The 15,260-nt window shown below is 69.0% G+C and carries 14 protein-coding genes and 1 pseudogene; 7 read left to right on the top strand and 8 right to left on the bottom strand.

What is annotated here, in order from left to right; all coding sequences use genetic code 11:
* A complete protein-coding gene (cas7g, locus tag ABD236_RS34770) occupies window positions 1-1,191 on the bottom strand; it encodes a type I-G CRISPR-associated RAMP protein Csb1/Cas7g (RefSeq protein WP_344081733.1) in 1,191 nt (396 codons plus the stop codon).
* 700 nt (window positions 1,192-1,891) lie between these two features.
* Here cas7g and ABD236_RS34765 point away from each other — a divergent pair.
* The gene (locus ABD236_RS34765) at window positions 1,892-2,731 is read left to right on the top strand and encodes a hypothetical protein (RefSeq protein ID WP_344081730.1); all 840 of its coding nucleotides are present in this window, start codon (window positions 1,892-1,894) and stop codon (window positions 2,729-2,731) included.
* On the opposite strand, the gene ABD236_RS34760 is transcribed toward ABD236_RS34765, so the two are convergent.
* Genes ABD236_RS34760 through ABD236_RS34740 form a run of 5 tightly spaced genes read right to left on the bottom strand, consistent with a single transcriptional unit; the run spans window position 2,719 to window position 7,580 of the window.
* Window positions 2,719-2,892: a hypothetical protein gene (locus ABD236_RS34760; protein WP_344081727.1), complete on the bottom strand. Its 174-nt coding sequence runs from the start codon at window positions 2,890-2,892 to the stop codon at window positions 2,719-2,721. The two genes, ABD236_RS34765 and ABD236_RS34760, sit on opposite strands and share 13 nt — an antisense overlap.
* A 24-nt stretch (window positions 2,893-2,916) precedes the next feature.
* On the bottom strand, window positions 2,917-4,305 hold the full coding sequence (locus ABD236_RS34755) for an SPDY domain-containing protein (RefSeq protein ID WP_344081724.1): 1,389 nt from the start codon (window positions 4,303-4,305) through the stop codon (window positions 2,917-2,919).
* A gap of 55 nt (window positions 4,306-4,360) precedes the next feature.
* On the bottom strand, window positions 4,361-5,479 hold the full coding sequence (locus ABD236_RS34750) for a DnaB-like helicase N-terminal domain-containing protein (RefSeq protein ID WP_344081721.1): 1,119 nt from the start codon (window positions 5,477-5,479) through the stop codon (window positions 4,361-4,363).
* Window positions 5,479-6,660, bottom strand: coding sequence for a DNA cytosine methyltransferase (locus tag ABD236_RS34745; RefSeq protein WP_425544021.1), 1,182 nt, complete (start codon window positions 6,658-6,660; stop codon window positions 5,479-5,481). Before ABD236_RS34745 ends, ABD236_RS34750 begins: the two co-directional genes overlap by 1 nt.
* A gap of 47 nt (window positions 6,661-6,707) precedes the next feature.
* Window positions 6,708-7,580, bottom strand: coding sequence for an adenine nucleotide alpha hydrolase family protein (locus tag ABD236_RS34740; RefSeq protein ID WP_344081882.1), 873 nt, complete (start codon window positions 7,578-7,580; stop codon window positions 6,708-6,710).
* 893 nt (window positions 7,581-8,473) lie between these two features.
* Here ABD236_RS34740 and ABD236_RS34735 point away from each other — a divergent pair.
* Window positions 8,474-9,859 carry a NucA/NucB deoxyribonuclease domain-containing protein gene (locus tag ABD236_RS34735; RefSeq protein WP_344081716.1) on the top strand — a complete coding sequence of 462 codons (1,386 nt, stop codon included), beginning with the start codon at window positions 8,474-8,476 and terminating at the stop codon, window positions 9,857-9,859.
* 52 nt (window positions 9,860-9,911) lie between these two features.
* Here ABD236_RS34735 and ABD236_RS34730 read toward each other — a convergent pair whose 3' ends face one another.
* Window positions 9,912-10,370 (bottom strand): hypothetical protein, encoded by a 459-nt coding sequence (locus ABD236_RS34730; RefSeq protein ID WP_344081713.1) that lies wholly within the window; start codon window positions 10,368-10,370, stop codon window positions 9,912-9,914.
* A 168-nt stretch (window positions 10,371-10,538) separates the two neighbouring features.
* Window positions 10,539-11,024 (bottom strand): annotated as a pseudogene (locus tag ABD236_RS34725) (TraG/TraD/VirD4 family protein); the annotation flags it as partial.
* Between the two features lie 23 nt (window positions 11,025-11,047).
* Between ABD236_RS34725 and pcaDC the strand changes: the two are divergent.
* The 5 genes from pcaDC to ABD236_RS34700 all read left to right on the top strand — a co-directional run bounded on the left by pcaDC (window position 11,048) and on the right by ABD236_RS34700 (window position 15,247).
* Entirely contained in the window at window positions 11,048-12,352 is a 1,305-nt protein-coding gene (gene pcaDC, locus ABD236_RS34720) for a bifunctional 3-oxoadipate enol-lactonase/4-carboxymuconolactone decarboxylase PcaDC (RefSeq protein ID WP_344081710.1), read from the top strand.
* Window positions 12,353-12,404: 52 nt separating this feature from the next.
* A complete protein-coding gene (locus ABD236_RS34715; RefSeq protein ID WP_344081707.1) occupies window positions 12,405-13,043 on the top strand; it encodes an MBL fold metallo-hydrolase in 639 nt (212 codons plus the stop codon).
* A gap of 30 nt (window positions 13,044-13,073) precedes the next feature.
* Window positions 13,074-13,853 carry an exodeoxyribonuclease III gene (locus tag ABD236_RS34710; protein WP_344081704.1) on the top strand — a complete coding sequence of 260 codons (780 nt, stop codon included), beginning with the start codon at window positions 13,074-13,076 and terminating at the stop codon, window positions 13,851-13,853.
* Between the two features lie 59 nt (window positions 13,854-13,912).
* Entirely contained in the window at window positions 13,913-14,347 is a 435-nt protein-coding gene (locus ABD236_RS34705; RefSeq protein ID WP_344081700.1) for a DUF6278 family protein, read from the top strand.
* A 156-nt stretch (window positions 14,348-14,503) separates the two neighbouring features.
* Window positions 14,504-15,247 (top strand): amino acid ABC transporter ATP-binding protein, encoded by a 744-nt coding sequence (locus ABD236_RS34700; protein ID WP_344081697.1) that lies wholly within the window; start codon window positions 14,504-14,506, stop codon window positions 15,245-15,247.
* The last annotated feature ends 13 nt before the right edge of the window (window positions 15,248-15,260 follow it).

The following is a 15,260-nucleotide window of genomic DNA, read 5'->3' as shown; positions in this document are numbered from 1 at the left end:
TCACTCGCTCTCGGCTTCGCCGACCCCGGCGATTACATACGACTTGTCGATCGCCTGCTGAAGGCTCGGGTTGGGGTGCACGATCAACGGTTCTGTCGCCCACTGCACGCCCGCAGCATGGGCTCGATCGCGTGCGATCTCGAACAGCTCCAATGCCTGCTCGTGAGTGGACAGCTCCAGCGCATCGAGCACGGGCTCCCCATCACGGCCGCGCTGGACCCAATCGATGCGCTCGGACACCAACAGCAGTTCGCAACCAGAGCGCAGGTGCAGGGCGGGGGCAGCGAAGGCGAGCCGGTCGCCCAGGAGGGCAATAGCGGCCACCAGGGCCCGTGCAGCCTGCGTTAGCTCGTCCCTGACGGGACCGAAGCGCAGCATCGCCAGTTTTGCCAGGCTCAGCGAGGCGCTGCGCTGTACAGAGGTGACCGAGACGCCGCCCAGTCCCTCCGAGGGCGGAATCATGCCGTGCCCGAGCTCCGACATGCGCGCCGTCTTGACGCCCGCCTTCGGCTTCTCGGCGAGCGAGGGAATCCAGCCGGTCTCGGTCAACTGGACCGTCTCTCCCGCCAGGTTGAGACGGTCGAAACGCCCGGCGCCCCGGACACCGACCAGCGGCTTGATGCCGATCATCTCGGACCGATAGGCACGGGGGATCTTCACCTGAATACGACGCTTGCGGTGCGAATCCCACGCTCCGTAAGCGAGATCGCTCGGGGCCAGACGCAGGTACCCGCTCATGTCGCCGGGGCAGGCGTCGCGCAGCGCCATACCCGGCTCCGTTGCATCGAAGGCAACGCCCGCACCGTCGACAGAGTCTCGGAAGTACGCATCTCGCGAGCGATGCGGGGCTTCCAGGCTAGTCATTCGCACCGGCACCCCCAGAGACTCGGTCGCCATCTCCAGATGCGGAATGAACGCGGCCTGCCGCCGAATCGCATCCAGCAGAGCGGTTTCGCACCGGTTGGCCTGTGACTGCGGCTGGTCGAGAAGAACGACCGAGGTCTCAAGGCCGTCCACGTACCGCCGCTCGACAAGGTGGGTGGCGGCGTTCGTCTCCCTCCCCTTCACCGTCGGAGGGGACACAGGCGTCCCGACGCCGGCCAGCGGTTCGTAATGCGCGGTGATACGAATCGCACCGTCTGCCGACCGCAGGCTCGCAGCGTCCAGCAACCGTTCGTAGACATCCTTCATGGCGGAACCTTCCGTTGCACGGGGGAGTGTGTGCCCCAGCGCGACGGACGAGAACGCGGGCCCGCCGGTCGAGGCAGACGTCATGCAAGCAGCGACGAAGACGCGCAACAACGATCACTATCGCGGCGAAAATGACACGCTGTCAGTGCCAGTAGGTAAGGTGCCCAGCCGCGCATCGCGAAAGCTCGTGGGTACTGTCGGGCTGAGGCCCCTGGGGCGTCTTGCGGCACCGGTCTATGAGCAGGCTGCGGGCGGTCCTGCACGTATCTCGCTGTGTGACAACACCCCTAACCGAGCCTAGAAGGCGGGCGCGGGCTGCTCCTCTGACGCGCTGTCGTGGCGCTGGGTGCTACAGCACGGCACCGGCAGCGATGAGCCAGGCACCGGCGGTGTCGGCATGAATGTTGTCTCTGCGGTATCCGTCCCGGGGCGAGCTAGGTGGCTACCTTCGGCTCAATTTCAATGTGACTTGAATCACGCAAAAGGTTAGATCTGTCCGGAGTGTCGGGTTTGCGATGTGCCTCCGCGACCTAGGCCGGGGCGGGGCCGCTGGGCATCCGCCAGCGGTGGCTCGATGGTTTGCCGAGGATGTAGTGCGGCGTTGCGGCGACAAAGTTGGGGACGATACCGATCGTGGCCCAAACCTGTGATGAGGATCTTTGAATTCGGCGCCGACGGGAGGCTTGGTACGTTCTGGCGCATGACGCTGCGTTCGATGGATTTGCGTAAAGAGCCTGTCGAAGCCGTACTGGACCGCGTGGGGCGAATGCTGGGGGTACGCCTCGACCGCGAGACTGTGGTGCGTAAGCGCCGGTCTGTAGGGGCGCATACGGACCGCGAGACGTGGGTGCGCATCGAGCGGCGTGGGATGGATCGGATCGGGGTTCAGGGTGGGGACGGCACCGCGTCTGCGGAGGCTCTGCGCGGGATTGCCAAGCCGGCCTGGTGCGCCGGTGTCGCGTGGCGGGACGAGGCGGAGCCGATGATGTGGCGGGCGGACGAGACGGGACTGCTGCCGGGTGCCCCGGTGGGGAGCGCCGTGGTGGCCAAGGACCCGGGACTGTCCGAGGAGTGGTGGGCTTCGCTGAACGTCTCACTGGAAGCCCTTGCCGCCCAGCGCACGAACCGGATCGCGACACCGGATACCGAGACCCTCACGCAGGAACTGATCATGACAACGATCCACATTGTCTTCCCCGGGATCGATACGGCGGTGAGCGATTGGCGTCCGGCCCATGCGGATCTCAACTGGGCGAATGTGACGGCGCCGGTGTTCTGCGTGTTCGACTGGGAGGACTGGGGCATGGCTCCGCGCGGCCTGGACGCGGCAAATCTGTGGGGAGCCTCCCTTGCCGTCCCGGCTCTGGCCGACCGCGTTCGCACCGAGCGGCGCAAAGATCTGGCGAGCCGGGAAGGCAAACTGATGACGCTCTTCGTCGCCGCGAAGATCCTCGGCCCCTACGCTGATCCCGACGACCCCCGCCTGGCCTTTGCACGGAAGACGGCAGAGCAGATGGTGCAGGAACTTCAGGCAGGCTGACGGGCTTTGAGGAGCTGCCGGTACTCCTGGACCACCTTCTCGTCTATCTCGCACGCCAGGGCTTCGGTCAGCTCCCGCAGGTGGTCGACGTTGTCCGTGCCGACCGCGACCGCGTCAATCGTCCCGAAGGCAACCAGGATGCCGAGGCCCACCCACAACATCGCGGTCTGCGCAGGGGCAGGGGCTCACCGACTGCGCCCGGGAAGGCGCGGGGTTGGTGGTGGTGCTGCCACCGGAGCAGGAGCGTGAGCGGTGCGGAGCGCTGTCCTGCCAGTTGCCGGTCGTACGAGCCGGGCGCCTTGCCCATCAGCCATTTCGAAGGCGATGTCCTGCACCAGGCCCGTCGGTGCGTGCGCGGACAACTGGATTGCCCAGGTGGGCTGGTGGACGGTGTGGCCGCCCCAGACGGTCCATGCGGGAAGGAAGCCGTTGGGGTTCTGGGTGGCGAAGGCGTCGAACTGTACGCCGCCCTTGTCGGCGCCGGGGGCCTCCCAGGCGATGTAGCGCCCCTTGATGGACTGCTTCCAGCCCGCATCCGTGAGTGGGCGGGTCGCCTCTGCGATGGCGGCCTCGGTGACACGGGTGGACGGGCCGCGGCCCCCCACGTTCTCGCTGGCGAGCGTGTCCAGCAGGGTGCTGATGATCGCGGTTGGCGTGGAGGCGGTGGCCGTGGCGTGCCACAGGCGGTCGCTCACCGGGGTTTCGTAGGCGGCGACGGTCCAGTTGATGTCGCGCGGCCCGGTCTCGTGCTCGAACTCCACCCGCAGGGTGAGGGATTCGTGGCTGGCGATGGTGGTCCCGTCGTAGGGGCGGTACTTTTCCCAGGCGGGTTGGGAGTTGAGGAAGTCCTTGAGGACGGCTTCGTGGTCGCCGGGGTCGGTCGCGTACACGGGCACCCACTCCGGCTCCGCCGCCTGCGGTTCCGCTGGCGCGTCAGCTGCGAGGGCTGCCTTTGACGTCGATACGCCGGCGAGAACTTCGGCGGCCTGCCGTTCTGTGTCGGTGGGCGGCGGCGGGCCGGGGCGCACGGCGTCGCCGTACAGGCGCTCGAAGTCGGCGATGGCTTCGCCCGGTGTGTCGTAGGTGCTGCTGACGACCCGCAGGTGGTCCTCGCCGTGTAGGTGGACACTGTCGGCGTGCTGGTAGGTGCCGACCGCGACGGTGGTATGCCCGTCGTGGGCGTGGAGGTGGATGGTCAGGAGCCCGGAGGCGATGTCGTCGTGGATCTTCTGGGCTTCCGCGGACACGAGCCGGATCTCTTCGCGGTCCAGCCAGGTCATCGGGTGGTCCGCCCAGGTCCACTCGGTGTCGATCTCCTCCTGCAACTGCTCGGTGATGTCCACGGGGATGCCGGCGTCGCGCAGTAGCCCTGCGGTGATGTTGGCGTAGTAGGGCTCCTCGTGGTCGATCCGGACGAGGAGCATCGTGCCGTCCGTGACCGGCCGGAAGCCTTCGGAGGCGAGGGTGGCGCGGGCGGTGTGGAGCGTGCTGCCGGTGAGGGTGGCGACGACGGCGCTGGTGCGCTTGAAGTGCCGGGCCAGATGAACGTGAGCGGCGGGTGCGGTGTCGGGCATGGAGGGCTCGTTTCACCGGTCCGGGCCGACGCAGGAGGTCGGCCCGGACCGGGGGCTAGCGGGTGACTCGGACGGGGCGTGGGGCGGTCCGCGCGGGCGGTCCGGCCCGCGGTGCGGCTGGGGTTCTGGCCGGGTGGGTGGCGCGCGGTGCGGCCGGGCCGGTGGCCTGTTGCCAGCGGGAGCGCACGGCATTGAGGTCGGCCAGTGCCCGCCGGCTGCCGGTGATCAGCTGGTGGGGGCTGTTGGCCGGGTCGTCGGTGAAGGCGGCGATGCTGATGGCGAGGTTCTGCGCGCGGCTGAGCAGGGCACGCTCCAGGACCTTCTCGCCCCAGTGCTCGGGGGAGCCGACCGGCGTGGAGAGCAGGGCCAGCAGATCCGCGGAGGTGATCTCGTGTACGAGGAGGCCGCGGTGCTGTGCTTCCCAGAGCACCGTGATCGGGTCGAGGGGATCGCCGCGATGGGTGAGCGCGGTGAGGCACTGCCACAGCGCCGCGTGCAGAGGGAGAGCGAAGTCCTCGGGCACGAGCCAGCGCATCTGGCTGGTCTCGGCGGGGTACGCGGTCGCGGTCGCGATCAGGAGGCGTTCCTCGTCGAGCGCGTCCTCACTGGTGTCCTGCCTGGGTGCTGGCGGTAGCGGGGTGCGGGGCAGGGAGCCGGGGTGCGGGGCGAAGCGGCCGGAGAGGTCGTCCAGGAAGTGGGCGAGGGTGTCGGCCTGCTGGACGGTGGCTTTCGCGCGGTGGGGCAGGGTGGTGTCCGCTGCGGTCTGGGCCAGGTGCTCGGCGTGGAGGCGCAGGCTGCGGCGGGCGTGGTCGGCTCGGACCATCCGCGCGTACGTGGCCGCGTTTTGGGGCCAGGGGCAGACCTGGATGAGCGTGTGCAGGTAAGAGGCGGTCAGCCCGGGTGCATGGGGGCGGGACGCGTCCAGGACGGTGTTCAGCCAGGCCGGGCTCGTACGGTGCTGCTCGGCATCGGGTGCCGGCGCCGTACGCATGGCGCGGAACAGTGTGCCGTGGGCGGGGTGGGAGAAGTGGCCTGGCTCCAGCGGGCCGATCTCGTCGAGGCGGTGGGGGTCCAGCAGGAGGGCGCCGAGCAGGGACTGTTCGGCGTAGTGCACAGGTGGGGGCGGCAGAAGGCCGTCGAGGTCGTTGTCGTCGGTGGTGGAGGGTGGGGGCATCAGGCGGCCAGAGTGAAGTCGTCGGGGCGGAGGGGAACGCCGAGGTGGGGTGCCAGCAGGTGGGCGGCGAGGCGGGGCGGGACAGCGGTGCCGACCTGGCTGAAGATCTGGCCCTTATTGCCCTGCCAGGGGTAGTCGGCGGGGAAAGTCTGCAGGAGGCCGGCCTCGGCGGCGGTGATCCGGATCGGATCCGGGGCCGCGCCGGGTGACGTGGCGGTGGTCGGCTCGGCTTGCCACACGCATTCGTTGGCCCGGTGACCGAAGAACAGGGTCCCGGCCGGCTCATCGAGGGTGCGGACGGTGGCGTTGGCCTGGTTGTTGTTGCGCAGGGTCCAGCGCCAGACTGTGGGCGTTGCCTGTGCGCCGGGGTGTTGCGAGGTGATGGTCTTCTGCGTCCGGCCACCCGTCGCAGCGGCAGCCGATGTGGTGGGCGGGTGCGGTTTCCAGGTGCCTCGGTCGCGGGCGTTGCTGAGGGTCTTGCGGGAGCCGGAAGGGAACGGCTCGGGCCCACCGCCGGGACCGCCGCCGGCACACACGGTAGGGACGGGGCGGTCGGTGGCGCCCCAGCCGAGGGCCTCGGCCATGGACACCCAGCGGGCGCGGCCCGGCCCGAACAGCGAGTCGGGCTCGGCGAGTTTCGCGTGGGTGGGCGGTGGCGGCTCGGCGGTACGCGTACGCGAGGCAAGCAGGATCGCCCGCCGCCTGGTCTGCGGCACGCCGTAGTCGGCGGCGTTCAGCACCCCTGTCCAGACCGAGTACCCCCAGGTCCGCAGGATCGCGGCGTACTGACGCCACAAGGGCAGCACGTCGGGGACCTCTTCCATCGCGACCCATTCGGGCTGGCCGCGCTGGTTGAGGGCGTGCAGATAGCGCATGGGTTCGGCGGCGAGCAGGGAGCGTTCGTCCCGGCAGGCGGCCAAGAGCTTCTCGCGGGTGTCCCGGCCCTGGGCGAGGTCGGCGACGGCCTGGTGGACCAGGGGCTGGTCGACCAGGCCCAGGCGCTTGCCGGCCATCGACCATGCCTGGCAGGGGGGTGACGCGATCAGCCCGGTGGTCCTGCCGAGGAAGGGCCACAAGGGATAGGCCGCGACATCGGTGCGGATCGTCAACTGACCCGCTGCGGCCCGCGTTTTGCATGCCCACTCGTCCCATTCCAAGCCCACGTCCCGTATGCCGAGCATCGTCAGAGCCTGGCTCCATCCCCCAGGGCCGGCGAACAGATCGAGTATCAAGAGGCCAGCCCGAAGCCGTCCTGAACCGGCTCGACTTCACCGCGGCACGCCCATGGGGAACAGCCGTCGATAACGCCATCTTCCAAGTCCTGGGCGTCTGCGTCGCTGTCGCCGAGTTCCTGCTGCAAGGCGGCCCATTCGGCAGCGGTGACATGGTCGATGGGTGCCTGGTCGAGCGGCACGCGTGAGCGGTGCAAGAACGCCTCGCCCAGCAGCCGGTTGCCGCTCGCGTTGGCCCGGGCGTTGCCCTTGCGGATGGCAGCATCGAAGGCGACTACATCCTCCCACTCCTGTGGCGAGGTATCCCGGATGGATCTCCATTGGGCGTTGCCGTGAAATGGGCACCCGAGACAGCTCGATTTTGGCGTGTCCGCCAGCCCGAGCGACGTCAAATATTTCACGCAGTCGGTCCTTGACCAGCCCATGTCGATGAGCGGATGCCGGTTGCGCATGTATTTGACGTCCGAGTCCTTGGCGCGGTGGAACTCGTCTGTTGAAATACCAACCCACTGCTCTACGAAGGTATCGCGTGGGATACGCGCAGGATGGGGGAATCCGAGAAGCTCACGCACCTTCTTCTTGAGAGGCTTGATCTTGTACTCGCCCGTGCACTGGCGCCTGGTCATTCCGGGCCTGCCATCCTTGTTCAGGATGTACAGCGGCATCGAGGCAAAACGATGATTTGGGTCGAGTGCATCCTGGCGGATGTTCCCAGAGGAGACGCGCAGGATGGGTATTCCTGCAGGTGTGGCGATTTCGTGTTCCAGCCGGTCAAGATGCTGGTAGACGGCCTGCGGTTCCCAACCGGTATCAGCGAAAATGGCGTAGTCGACCTTGGGTAGGACGCCTTGGGCGGACAGGGCGAGCAGCGCGCTGGACTGAATTCCGGCGCCGAGGGACAGCGCGGTAAATATGGGATGCGTCAAACGAAATCCGATCAGGCGTAGAGGTAGGAGTGCGGACGCTTATCGTCGGTGCGCCGGCCTGGCAGGTGGCGGCGCAGGGAGACGGCGCGAGGTGGTTGAAGTTGTCTGCGCTAGGGAGTTGACGTGCTCCTGCGCGTGGCGAGCAGAGTCGACAGCGCGGACGTAGTGGGGATGCAGCCGCTCCATGAGGCGCCAGACGGCGCGGGCAGGGTCGGTGGGCACCGCTATGCACGGGGGCTGGGGCAGCCGCTCGGTTACGTCCTCGTGCAGGTCGTCGGGGATGAGCGGGCACACCAGTGCGCGCCGCGCCCGGTGCGGCAACAGATACAGGGAATGTCCGTCTGGACCGGTCAACACGGCGTCGGTGACCGAGTGAAAGCGGGCGAGAGACGGCCTGTCCTCGAACGATGTCCAGACGCGGTCCATTCGCACGTGCTGGGTCTGCCAGCCGCGGTGATGTTGGATCTCGGCGCGCCACGTGCCAGGGAGACGACTGGCCAGGGATGGCGCGAACTGGGCAAGGAGCGCAAGGGGAATTGGTGAGTCCTCTTTGGGATAGGGGGCTGGGTTTATACGTCCACGCAGAGCGAGGTGGGTGAGGGGGGAAGATGCGATTGGCGCGGGAAGCGCATGGCTCAGATGCTCGGCAAGTGCAATCGCCCTCGCCCGGATCCACAGGTGGAATTCCAGTCATTCTTGCCAGGCGGCGTGTTCGGTCGTGTTGCGCGAGGATCGAGCCAAACAGAAAGTCTCAGTCGAATCGAGGGAGGCGCAGCTGGTAGGCAGGATGCCTGCCGCTCCACCCGGGGGCGGGATTCATACGTCCAGGGGGGACGATGAAACAACTCCTCAGAAATGTGCGTGCCCGCAGCATTGCGCTGGCCGCCTCCGCGCTGATTTGGCCGCTCGTGACACCGGCTGTTGCGCACGCCGCGTCGCCGGATCAGCGTGTGGACACCTATGTGCTGCCTTACGGCGCCCACGCTCCCTCGCTCGCGGAGCTGAAAAGCGGGCAGGGCCTGGCTACGCTGCGGGCGTTAGCCAACGCCGGTGACATACAGGCGCGGCTTGCGAAGGAGACGGTGGGGCCTGCGGCCTCCTTCGCCCCGCGTGCGCAGCGCGAGTCCGGGTATCCCGCACCCGTTGAGAGGCATGGAGTGGCGGGGGCGGCGTCGCTGGCGGATCCGCCGCGAACGATGACTGCCACGGAGTGTGTGGCGGGTTTGGGCACGACGAACAAGTTCTTCGTCAAGTCCCGCTACGCCGTCTGCTCGGGCGCGTCGTTCCACCAGACCTGGCTTCAGAATGAAAAGCCGACGGGCGAGAGTCAGTTCAACGTGGTCGTGATTGCGACAGTCCCGTCCGCCAGCCGGGAAGTACAGGTCACCTACCACTTCACCGACATGGCCTCCACCGGACGCACCGGGATCACGACCACAGGCATCGAAACGTCGGCGACTATAGCCAAGAGCTGGCCTTCCAGCGTCCAGTACAGCTGGGGCGGCACGCAACTCCCGGTCACCAAGCTGTGGGTGGCTTTGCGCAGCAACGGCACCTTCAGCCAGACCATCGACGCCTCGGCGGGGCAGGGCAACGGATCAGTGGACCTGATCAGCGCCATCTACCAGCCCTCCTTCAAGATCAAGCCTCCGATGGCCTGGAAGCTCGGCGGGGCCAAGGGTGGAGAGCCCTTCTGGCTTGCCCTGCGGTGGGACAAGGCGCCGTACCTCCCCAACTCGAACACAGGCGCGGCCAGCCTCGCCTACCAGACGCCCCTCGTGTACAGCGCGGCTGATGGCGCGCCGGAGCGCGGCGTGGCCCGTCACATCGAGAAGGTATTTACCAACCCCGGCTCGACCGTGCCGCCCAGCGCCACCAAGAAGGTCCCCGGCCAGACGCCTGGCGATCCGCTGTCCCGGCTATACAACGACACCAAGCGCCGGGAGGCGAACTACAACAAGTCCCGGTACAACTGCCTGAAGTACTTCGGCGACGACTACGCCAAGAACGGCGACGAGTGCGACGAGTACCCGTTCCAGAGCACCTACCAAGGAGCGGCTGCCGGCGACTACGACCCGCACCAGCTGCCGAACAACTTCAGCGTCATGCCCGTCCCCGGTCCAGAGAACGGGGCCGCGGGAAATCTTCTGCTCGACTTCTACAACAAAAACCGGGTCGTTGATGGGCCTGACGACGGATTCTGGGTGCAGATCACGCACTGAGCAGCACTGCTGATGGTTGGGGCCGGTGCAGCAGCGCACCGGCCCCAACCGGCTATGCAGCAGGCCAGAACTGGGCGGTATACCGCTCGACGTTGTCGGCGGCGCGGTGCAGCGTCTCGGCGGCCACCTCAGCCCGGCCCGTGCACAGCAGACGCACCTGCCAGGTGGCCGGTGCTTGTGGAAGGTGCACGTCATCAGTGGCTGGCCCACCGCTCGTCCCGTGCAGACGAAGCTGGCCCGAGACGCAGCGCAGTGACGCGGTACCGCGCTCATCCCAATCGCCCTCGGGCTCGGCCACCGGACCGTCCCACACCTCCACGGTGAAGTGAGCCGTGTGCGTGTGCCCGGCGCTGCGGATGTCAAGGCGGCCCGGGAACGGCTTCAAGAACACGCCGGGGTCGTACCCGTCAGGGAAGGGGTGGGGCATCCAGCTGGTGTCACGATCTTCGAGACAGATGCCGTAGTGCTCGACGTACACCGATAACTCCTGGCGCTTGATCATCACGGCCATGTGCGTCCTCACAGTCAGCTGATCCTGTCCGGCATCCTAGGACGGCCCCACTGCTGCTCGGTTAAAACGCGTAGCTGCCAAGGGGATGCGGCGGGCCGCGCCCAGGCCGTATGGCAGCTGCCCCACGGGGCGTTGGGTGATCGACATTCTGGGGTCCATCTAGGAGGGTTACGCGGCGGTGCCGAACTCAGACTGCTGCGGGGCAGCCTTGGCGACGGCACGCTCGGTGATGCCCTTCGACGCGCGGGCGGAGGCGGCGGACAGTTCGTTGGCGCCGGGCTCCAGATACCAGGGACGCAGGTCTAGCATCGCCGCGCGCATGCCGGTGGCGAAGCAGAGCGCGGTGCCCTTGGGCAGGGCGCGAATTGCGTCGGCGGCCAGAATCCGCTCCTGCCGCATCGACACCGAGGTGGACTTCCCGGACTCCGAGTGTGAGGTAGAGGTGGTCTCGACGTCGTGGTCGCCGATCAGCCGGGACAGCTTGTCGGCGAAGTCCGGGTCATCGATGCCGGACCCGATGACCTTGATGGTGGAGGCGGACCACATGGCGTCCATGCCCGCGTCCCCCCAGACTTTCTGGCCTTGGCGGTAGGACTGCAGGATCGTGAGGGGGATGATCCCGCGGCTGCCGAGGTGGGAGTACAGGTCCGGCAGTGAGAGATGAGAGGGTCAGCCGGGTGAGCGAGACACTGACGAACACCCTGCAATACCGCTCTGACGGGCCAAAAGACGCTCCGGTCCTGGTCTTGGGCCCCTCACTGGGTACCACATGGCACATGTGGGACCGCCAGATCCCCGAGCTCTCCGGGACCTGGCGGATCGTCCGCTTCGACCTCCCCGGGCACGGCGGCGCCCCGGCACACCCGGCGGTCTCCGTCGCCGAGCTCGCCGACCGGCTGATCGCCACCCTGGACGGGCTGGGGATCCAGCGCTTCGGGTACGCGGGCAGTGCGATCGGCGCGGCCGTCGGCGCGGATCTGGCGCTGCGGCACCCGGGGCGGCTCGCCTCGCTCGCGCTGGTCGCCGCCTCGGCCCGGTTCGGCACCGCCGACGAGTTCCGCCAGCGCGGTGTGGTCGTGCGCAGCAACGGCATGGACCCGATGGCCCGCAGCGCGCCCGAGCGCTGGTTCACCCCCGCCTACGCCGCCGCCCAGCCCGCCATCGTGGAGTGGGCCGTCCAGATGGTGCGCACCACCGACCCCGGCTGCTACATCGCCGCCTGCGAGGCGCTGGCCGCCTTCGACATCCGCGCCGACCTGGCCCGTATCGGCGTCCCCACGCTGGTGCTGGCCGGCGCCGAGGACCGGGTGACCGGGCCGGGCGACGCGCGCACCCTGGTCGCCGGGGTGCCCGACGCCCGCCTCGCCGTGGTGCCCGGCGCCGCGCACCTGGCGCCGGTGGAGCAGCCCGCCGCCGTCACCGACCTGCTCGTCCACCACTTCTCCACGGCCTGGCACGAGACGCTCCCGGCGATCCCGGTCCCGGCCGCGCCGCCGGTCGCCGCCGCGCCGCAGCCGCCGCAGGCCCCGCACACGCTGCACGTGCCGGTGCCCACGGCCGCCGAGCCGGTGCCGTCGCCGGTGGCCGCGCCCGCCGGGCGGCCCGACCCGTACGAGCGGGGCATGAAGCTGCGCCGCGAGGTGCTCGGGGACGCGCGCGTGGACGCCGAGACGGCCGACGCGGACGGCTTCACCGGCGACTTCCAGGAGCTCGCCACCCGCTACGCCTGGGGCGAGGTGTGGGCCCGCGACGGGCTCGACCGGCGCACCCGGGCCGTCGTCGCGCTCTCCGCGCTGGTGGCGGGCGGCCACCTCGACGAGGTCGCCGCCCACACCCGCGCCGCGCTGCGGGCCGGGCTCACCCCCGACGAGATCAGGGAAGTGCTGCTCCAGACCTCCGTGTACTGCGGTCTGCCCGCGGCCGGCGCGGCCTTCCGCGCGGCCGCCGCCGTCATCCGCGAGGAGACCACCCCGCAGCCCTGAGCCGTCCGGGCGAGTCCGGGCGCCGCGGCGCCCGGCGTAGCAGGATGGGGCCATGAGCCTGAAGCTGACCAAGAAGACCCACGCGTGCGTCCGGCTGGAGAAGGACGGCCGGACGCTGGTCATCGACCCCGGCGCCTTCAGCGAGGCGGACGCCGCGCTCGGCGCGGACGCCGTCCTCGTCACCCACGAGCACCCGGACCACTTCGCCGAGGACCGGCTGCGGGCCGCCCTGGAGGCCGATCCGGCGGTCGAGATCTGGACCCTGCGCTCCGTCGCGGAGAAGGTCTCGGCGGCCTTCCCCGGCCGCGTCCACACGGTCGGGCACGGCGACACCTTCAGCGCGGCCGGTTTCGACGTCCAGGTCCACGGCGAGCTGCACGCGGTGATCCACCCGGACCTCCCGCGCATCACCAACATCGGCTTCCTGGTGGACGGTTCGCTCTTCCACCCGGGCGACGCCCTGACCGTTCCGGACCACCCGGTGGACACGCTGATGCTGCCGGTGCAGGCGCCCTGGAGCAAGATCTCCGAGGTGATCGAGTACGTACGGGAGGTCAAGCCGCGCCGGGCCATCGACATCCACGACGCGCTCCTGACCGACCTCGCCCGCCCGATCTACGACACCCACCTCGGCAACCTCGGCGGGGCCGACCACGCCCGGCTGACCCCCGGGGACACGACGGACCTGTGACTGTCGGACCCCGCCGTTAGGGTGGGGGACATGCGCATCGCGACCTGGAACGTCAACTCGATCACCGCCCGGCTGCCCCGCCTCCTGGCCTGGCTGGAGAGCACCGGCACGGATGTGCTGTGCATCCAGGAGACCAAGACCACCCTGGAGGGCTTCCCCGCCGCCGAGCTCCGCGAGCTGGGCTATGAGTCGGCGGTCCACGCCACGGGCAGGTGGAACGGGGTGGCGCTGGTCTCCCGGGTCGGCCTGGAGGACGTGGTGCAGGGCCTGCCCGGCGACCCGGGCTTCGAGGAGACCCTGGAGCCCCGCGCCATCTCGGCGACCTGCGGCGGAGTGCGCCTGTGGTCGGTGTACGTGCCCAACGGCCGCGAGGTCGGCCACGGCCACTACGACTACAAGCTGGCCTGGTTCGAGGCCCTGAAGGCGGCGGTGGCCCAGGACGCGGCGGGGGAGCGGCCGTTCGCGGTGCTGGGTGACTTCAACGTCGCCCCGACCGACGAGGACGTGTTCGACGTGGCGTTCTTCGAGGGCCAGACCCATGTCACCCCGGCCGAGCGGGCCGCGCTCGCCGCGCTGCGCGAGGCGGGCCTGTCCGACGTGGTGCCCCGCCCCCTGAAGTACGACCGTCCGTATACGTACTGGGACTACCGCCAGCTGTCCTTCCCCAAGAACAAGGGCATGCGCATCGACCTGGTGTACGGCAACGGCGCGTTCACCAAGGCGGTCAAGGACAGCTATGTGGACCGCGAGGAGCGCAAGGGCAAGGGCGCCTCCGACCACGCCCCGGTCGTCGTCGACCTGGAGATCTGAGAATCGCACCGGGCGCGCCCTGTGGTGCGCAGGTCTGTGCGAATGGGACGCTTGACGCCATGAACATCCTGGACAACTGGCGCAAGCGGCACGGCTCGCAGCGGACGGCGGCGCTCGCCGAGGCGGTGCAGACCGATCCGGAGGGCGTGGGCGAGCTCCTCGCGGAGTGCGAGCTGCTCCGGGTGCGGGCGCAGCAGGCCGGGCTCGAACTGGACGACAGCCCGGCCTCGTTGGCGGCGCTCGACCAGCTGCCGCCGCGCTGGCGGGACGACCCGGAGGAGCTGCCCGGGCTGGGCAACGACGCGGGCCTGTATCTGGGCACCGTGCTGGTGCGCACGGTCGAGGGCGCGTCCTGGCAGGTGTGGCCGGGCGGGCAGCCGGTGGTGCGGCTCGCCTCGGGGCGCGAGGTGGACGTGGTGGGCGCCGGGGCCGAGTGGGCGGCGAGCGGGACGCCCGAGCTCTCCCAGGTGTACGCGGAGGCCTCCGAGGTCTGACCGACGGCCGCCCGCGCCCCGGCCCGCCGGTGACACAACCCGCCGGTAACCCAAAATACGGTTTATGTCCTGTTCGTGCGTGTCGAAGTGAAGTCCCTTTCCGGGCTGGATAGTTTGCGCTGACCTCGACACAGCGATGAGTGGGCAGGACAGCGTATGGCCGTCGATCCGTTGATCGAGCTGCGTGACGTCAACAAGTACTACGGGAAGTTGCACGTCCTGACGGACATCAACCTGACCGTCGGGCGCGGGGAGGTGGTCGTCGTCATCGGCCCGTCCGGCTCGGGCAAGTCGACGCTCTGCCGCACGATGAACCGCCTGGAGACGATCGAGTCGGGGTCGATCTCCATCGACGGCAGACCGCTGCCGGAGGAGGGCAAGGGGCTCGCGGCGCTGCGCGCCGAAGTCGGCATGGTCTTCCAGTCCTTCAACCTCTTCGCCCACCGGACCGTCCTCGACAACGTCTCGCTCGCCCAGATCAAGGTCCGCGGCCGCAAGAAGGAGGAGGCCGACCAGCGCTCGCGCGAGCTCCTGGACCGGGTCGGCCTCGCCTCCCAGGCCGACAAGTACCCCGCGCAGCTGTCCGGCGGCCAGCAGCAGCGCGTCGCCATCGCGCGCGCGTTGGCGATGGACCCGAAGGTCATGCTCTTCGACGAGCCGACCTCCGCGCTCGACCCGGAGATGATCAACGAGGTCCTGGAGGTCATGCAGCAGCTGGCGCGCGACGGCATGACGATGGTCGTGGTCACCCATGAGATGGGCTTCGCCCGCTCCGCCGCCAACCGCGTCGTCTTCATGGCCGACGGCAAGATCGTCGAGGACCGCACCCCGGACGACTTCTTCACCAACCCGCACAGCGAACGGGCCAAGGACTTCCTCTCCAAGATCCTCAAGCACTGAACGGGGAGTGGAC

The organism is Streptomyces crystallinus (genome assembly GCF_039521265.1).
Lineage (GTDB): Bacteria > Actinomycetota > Actinomycetes > Streptomycetales > Streptomycetaceae > Streptomyces > Streptomyces crystallinus.
This window is presented reverse-complemented; position numbering and strand designations above follow the sequence as displayed.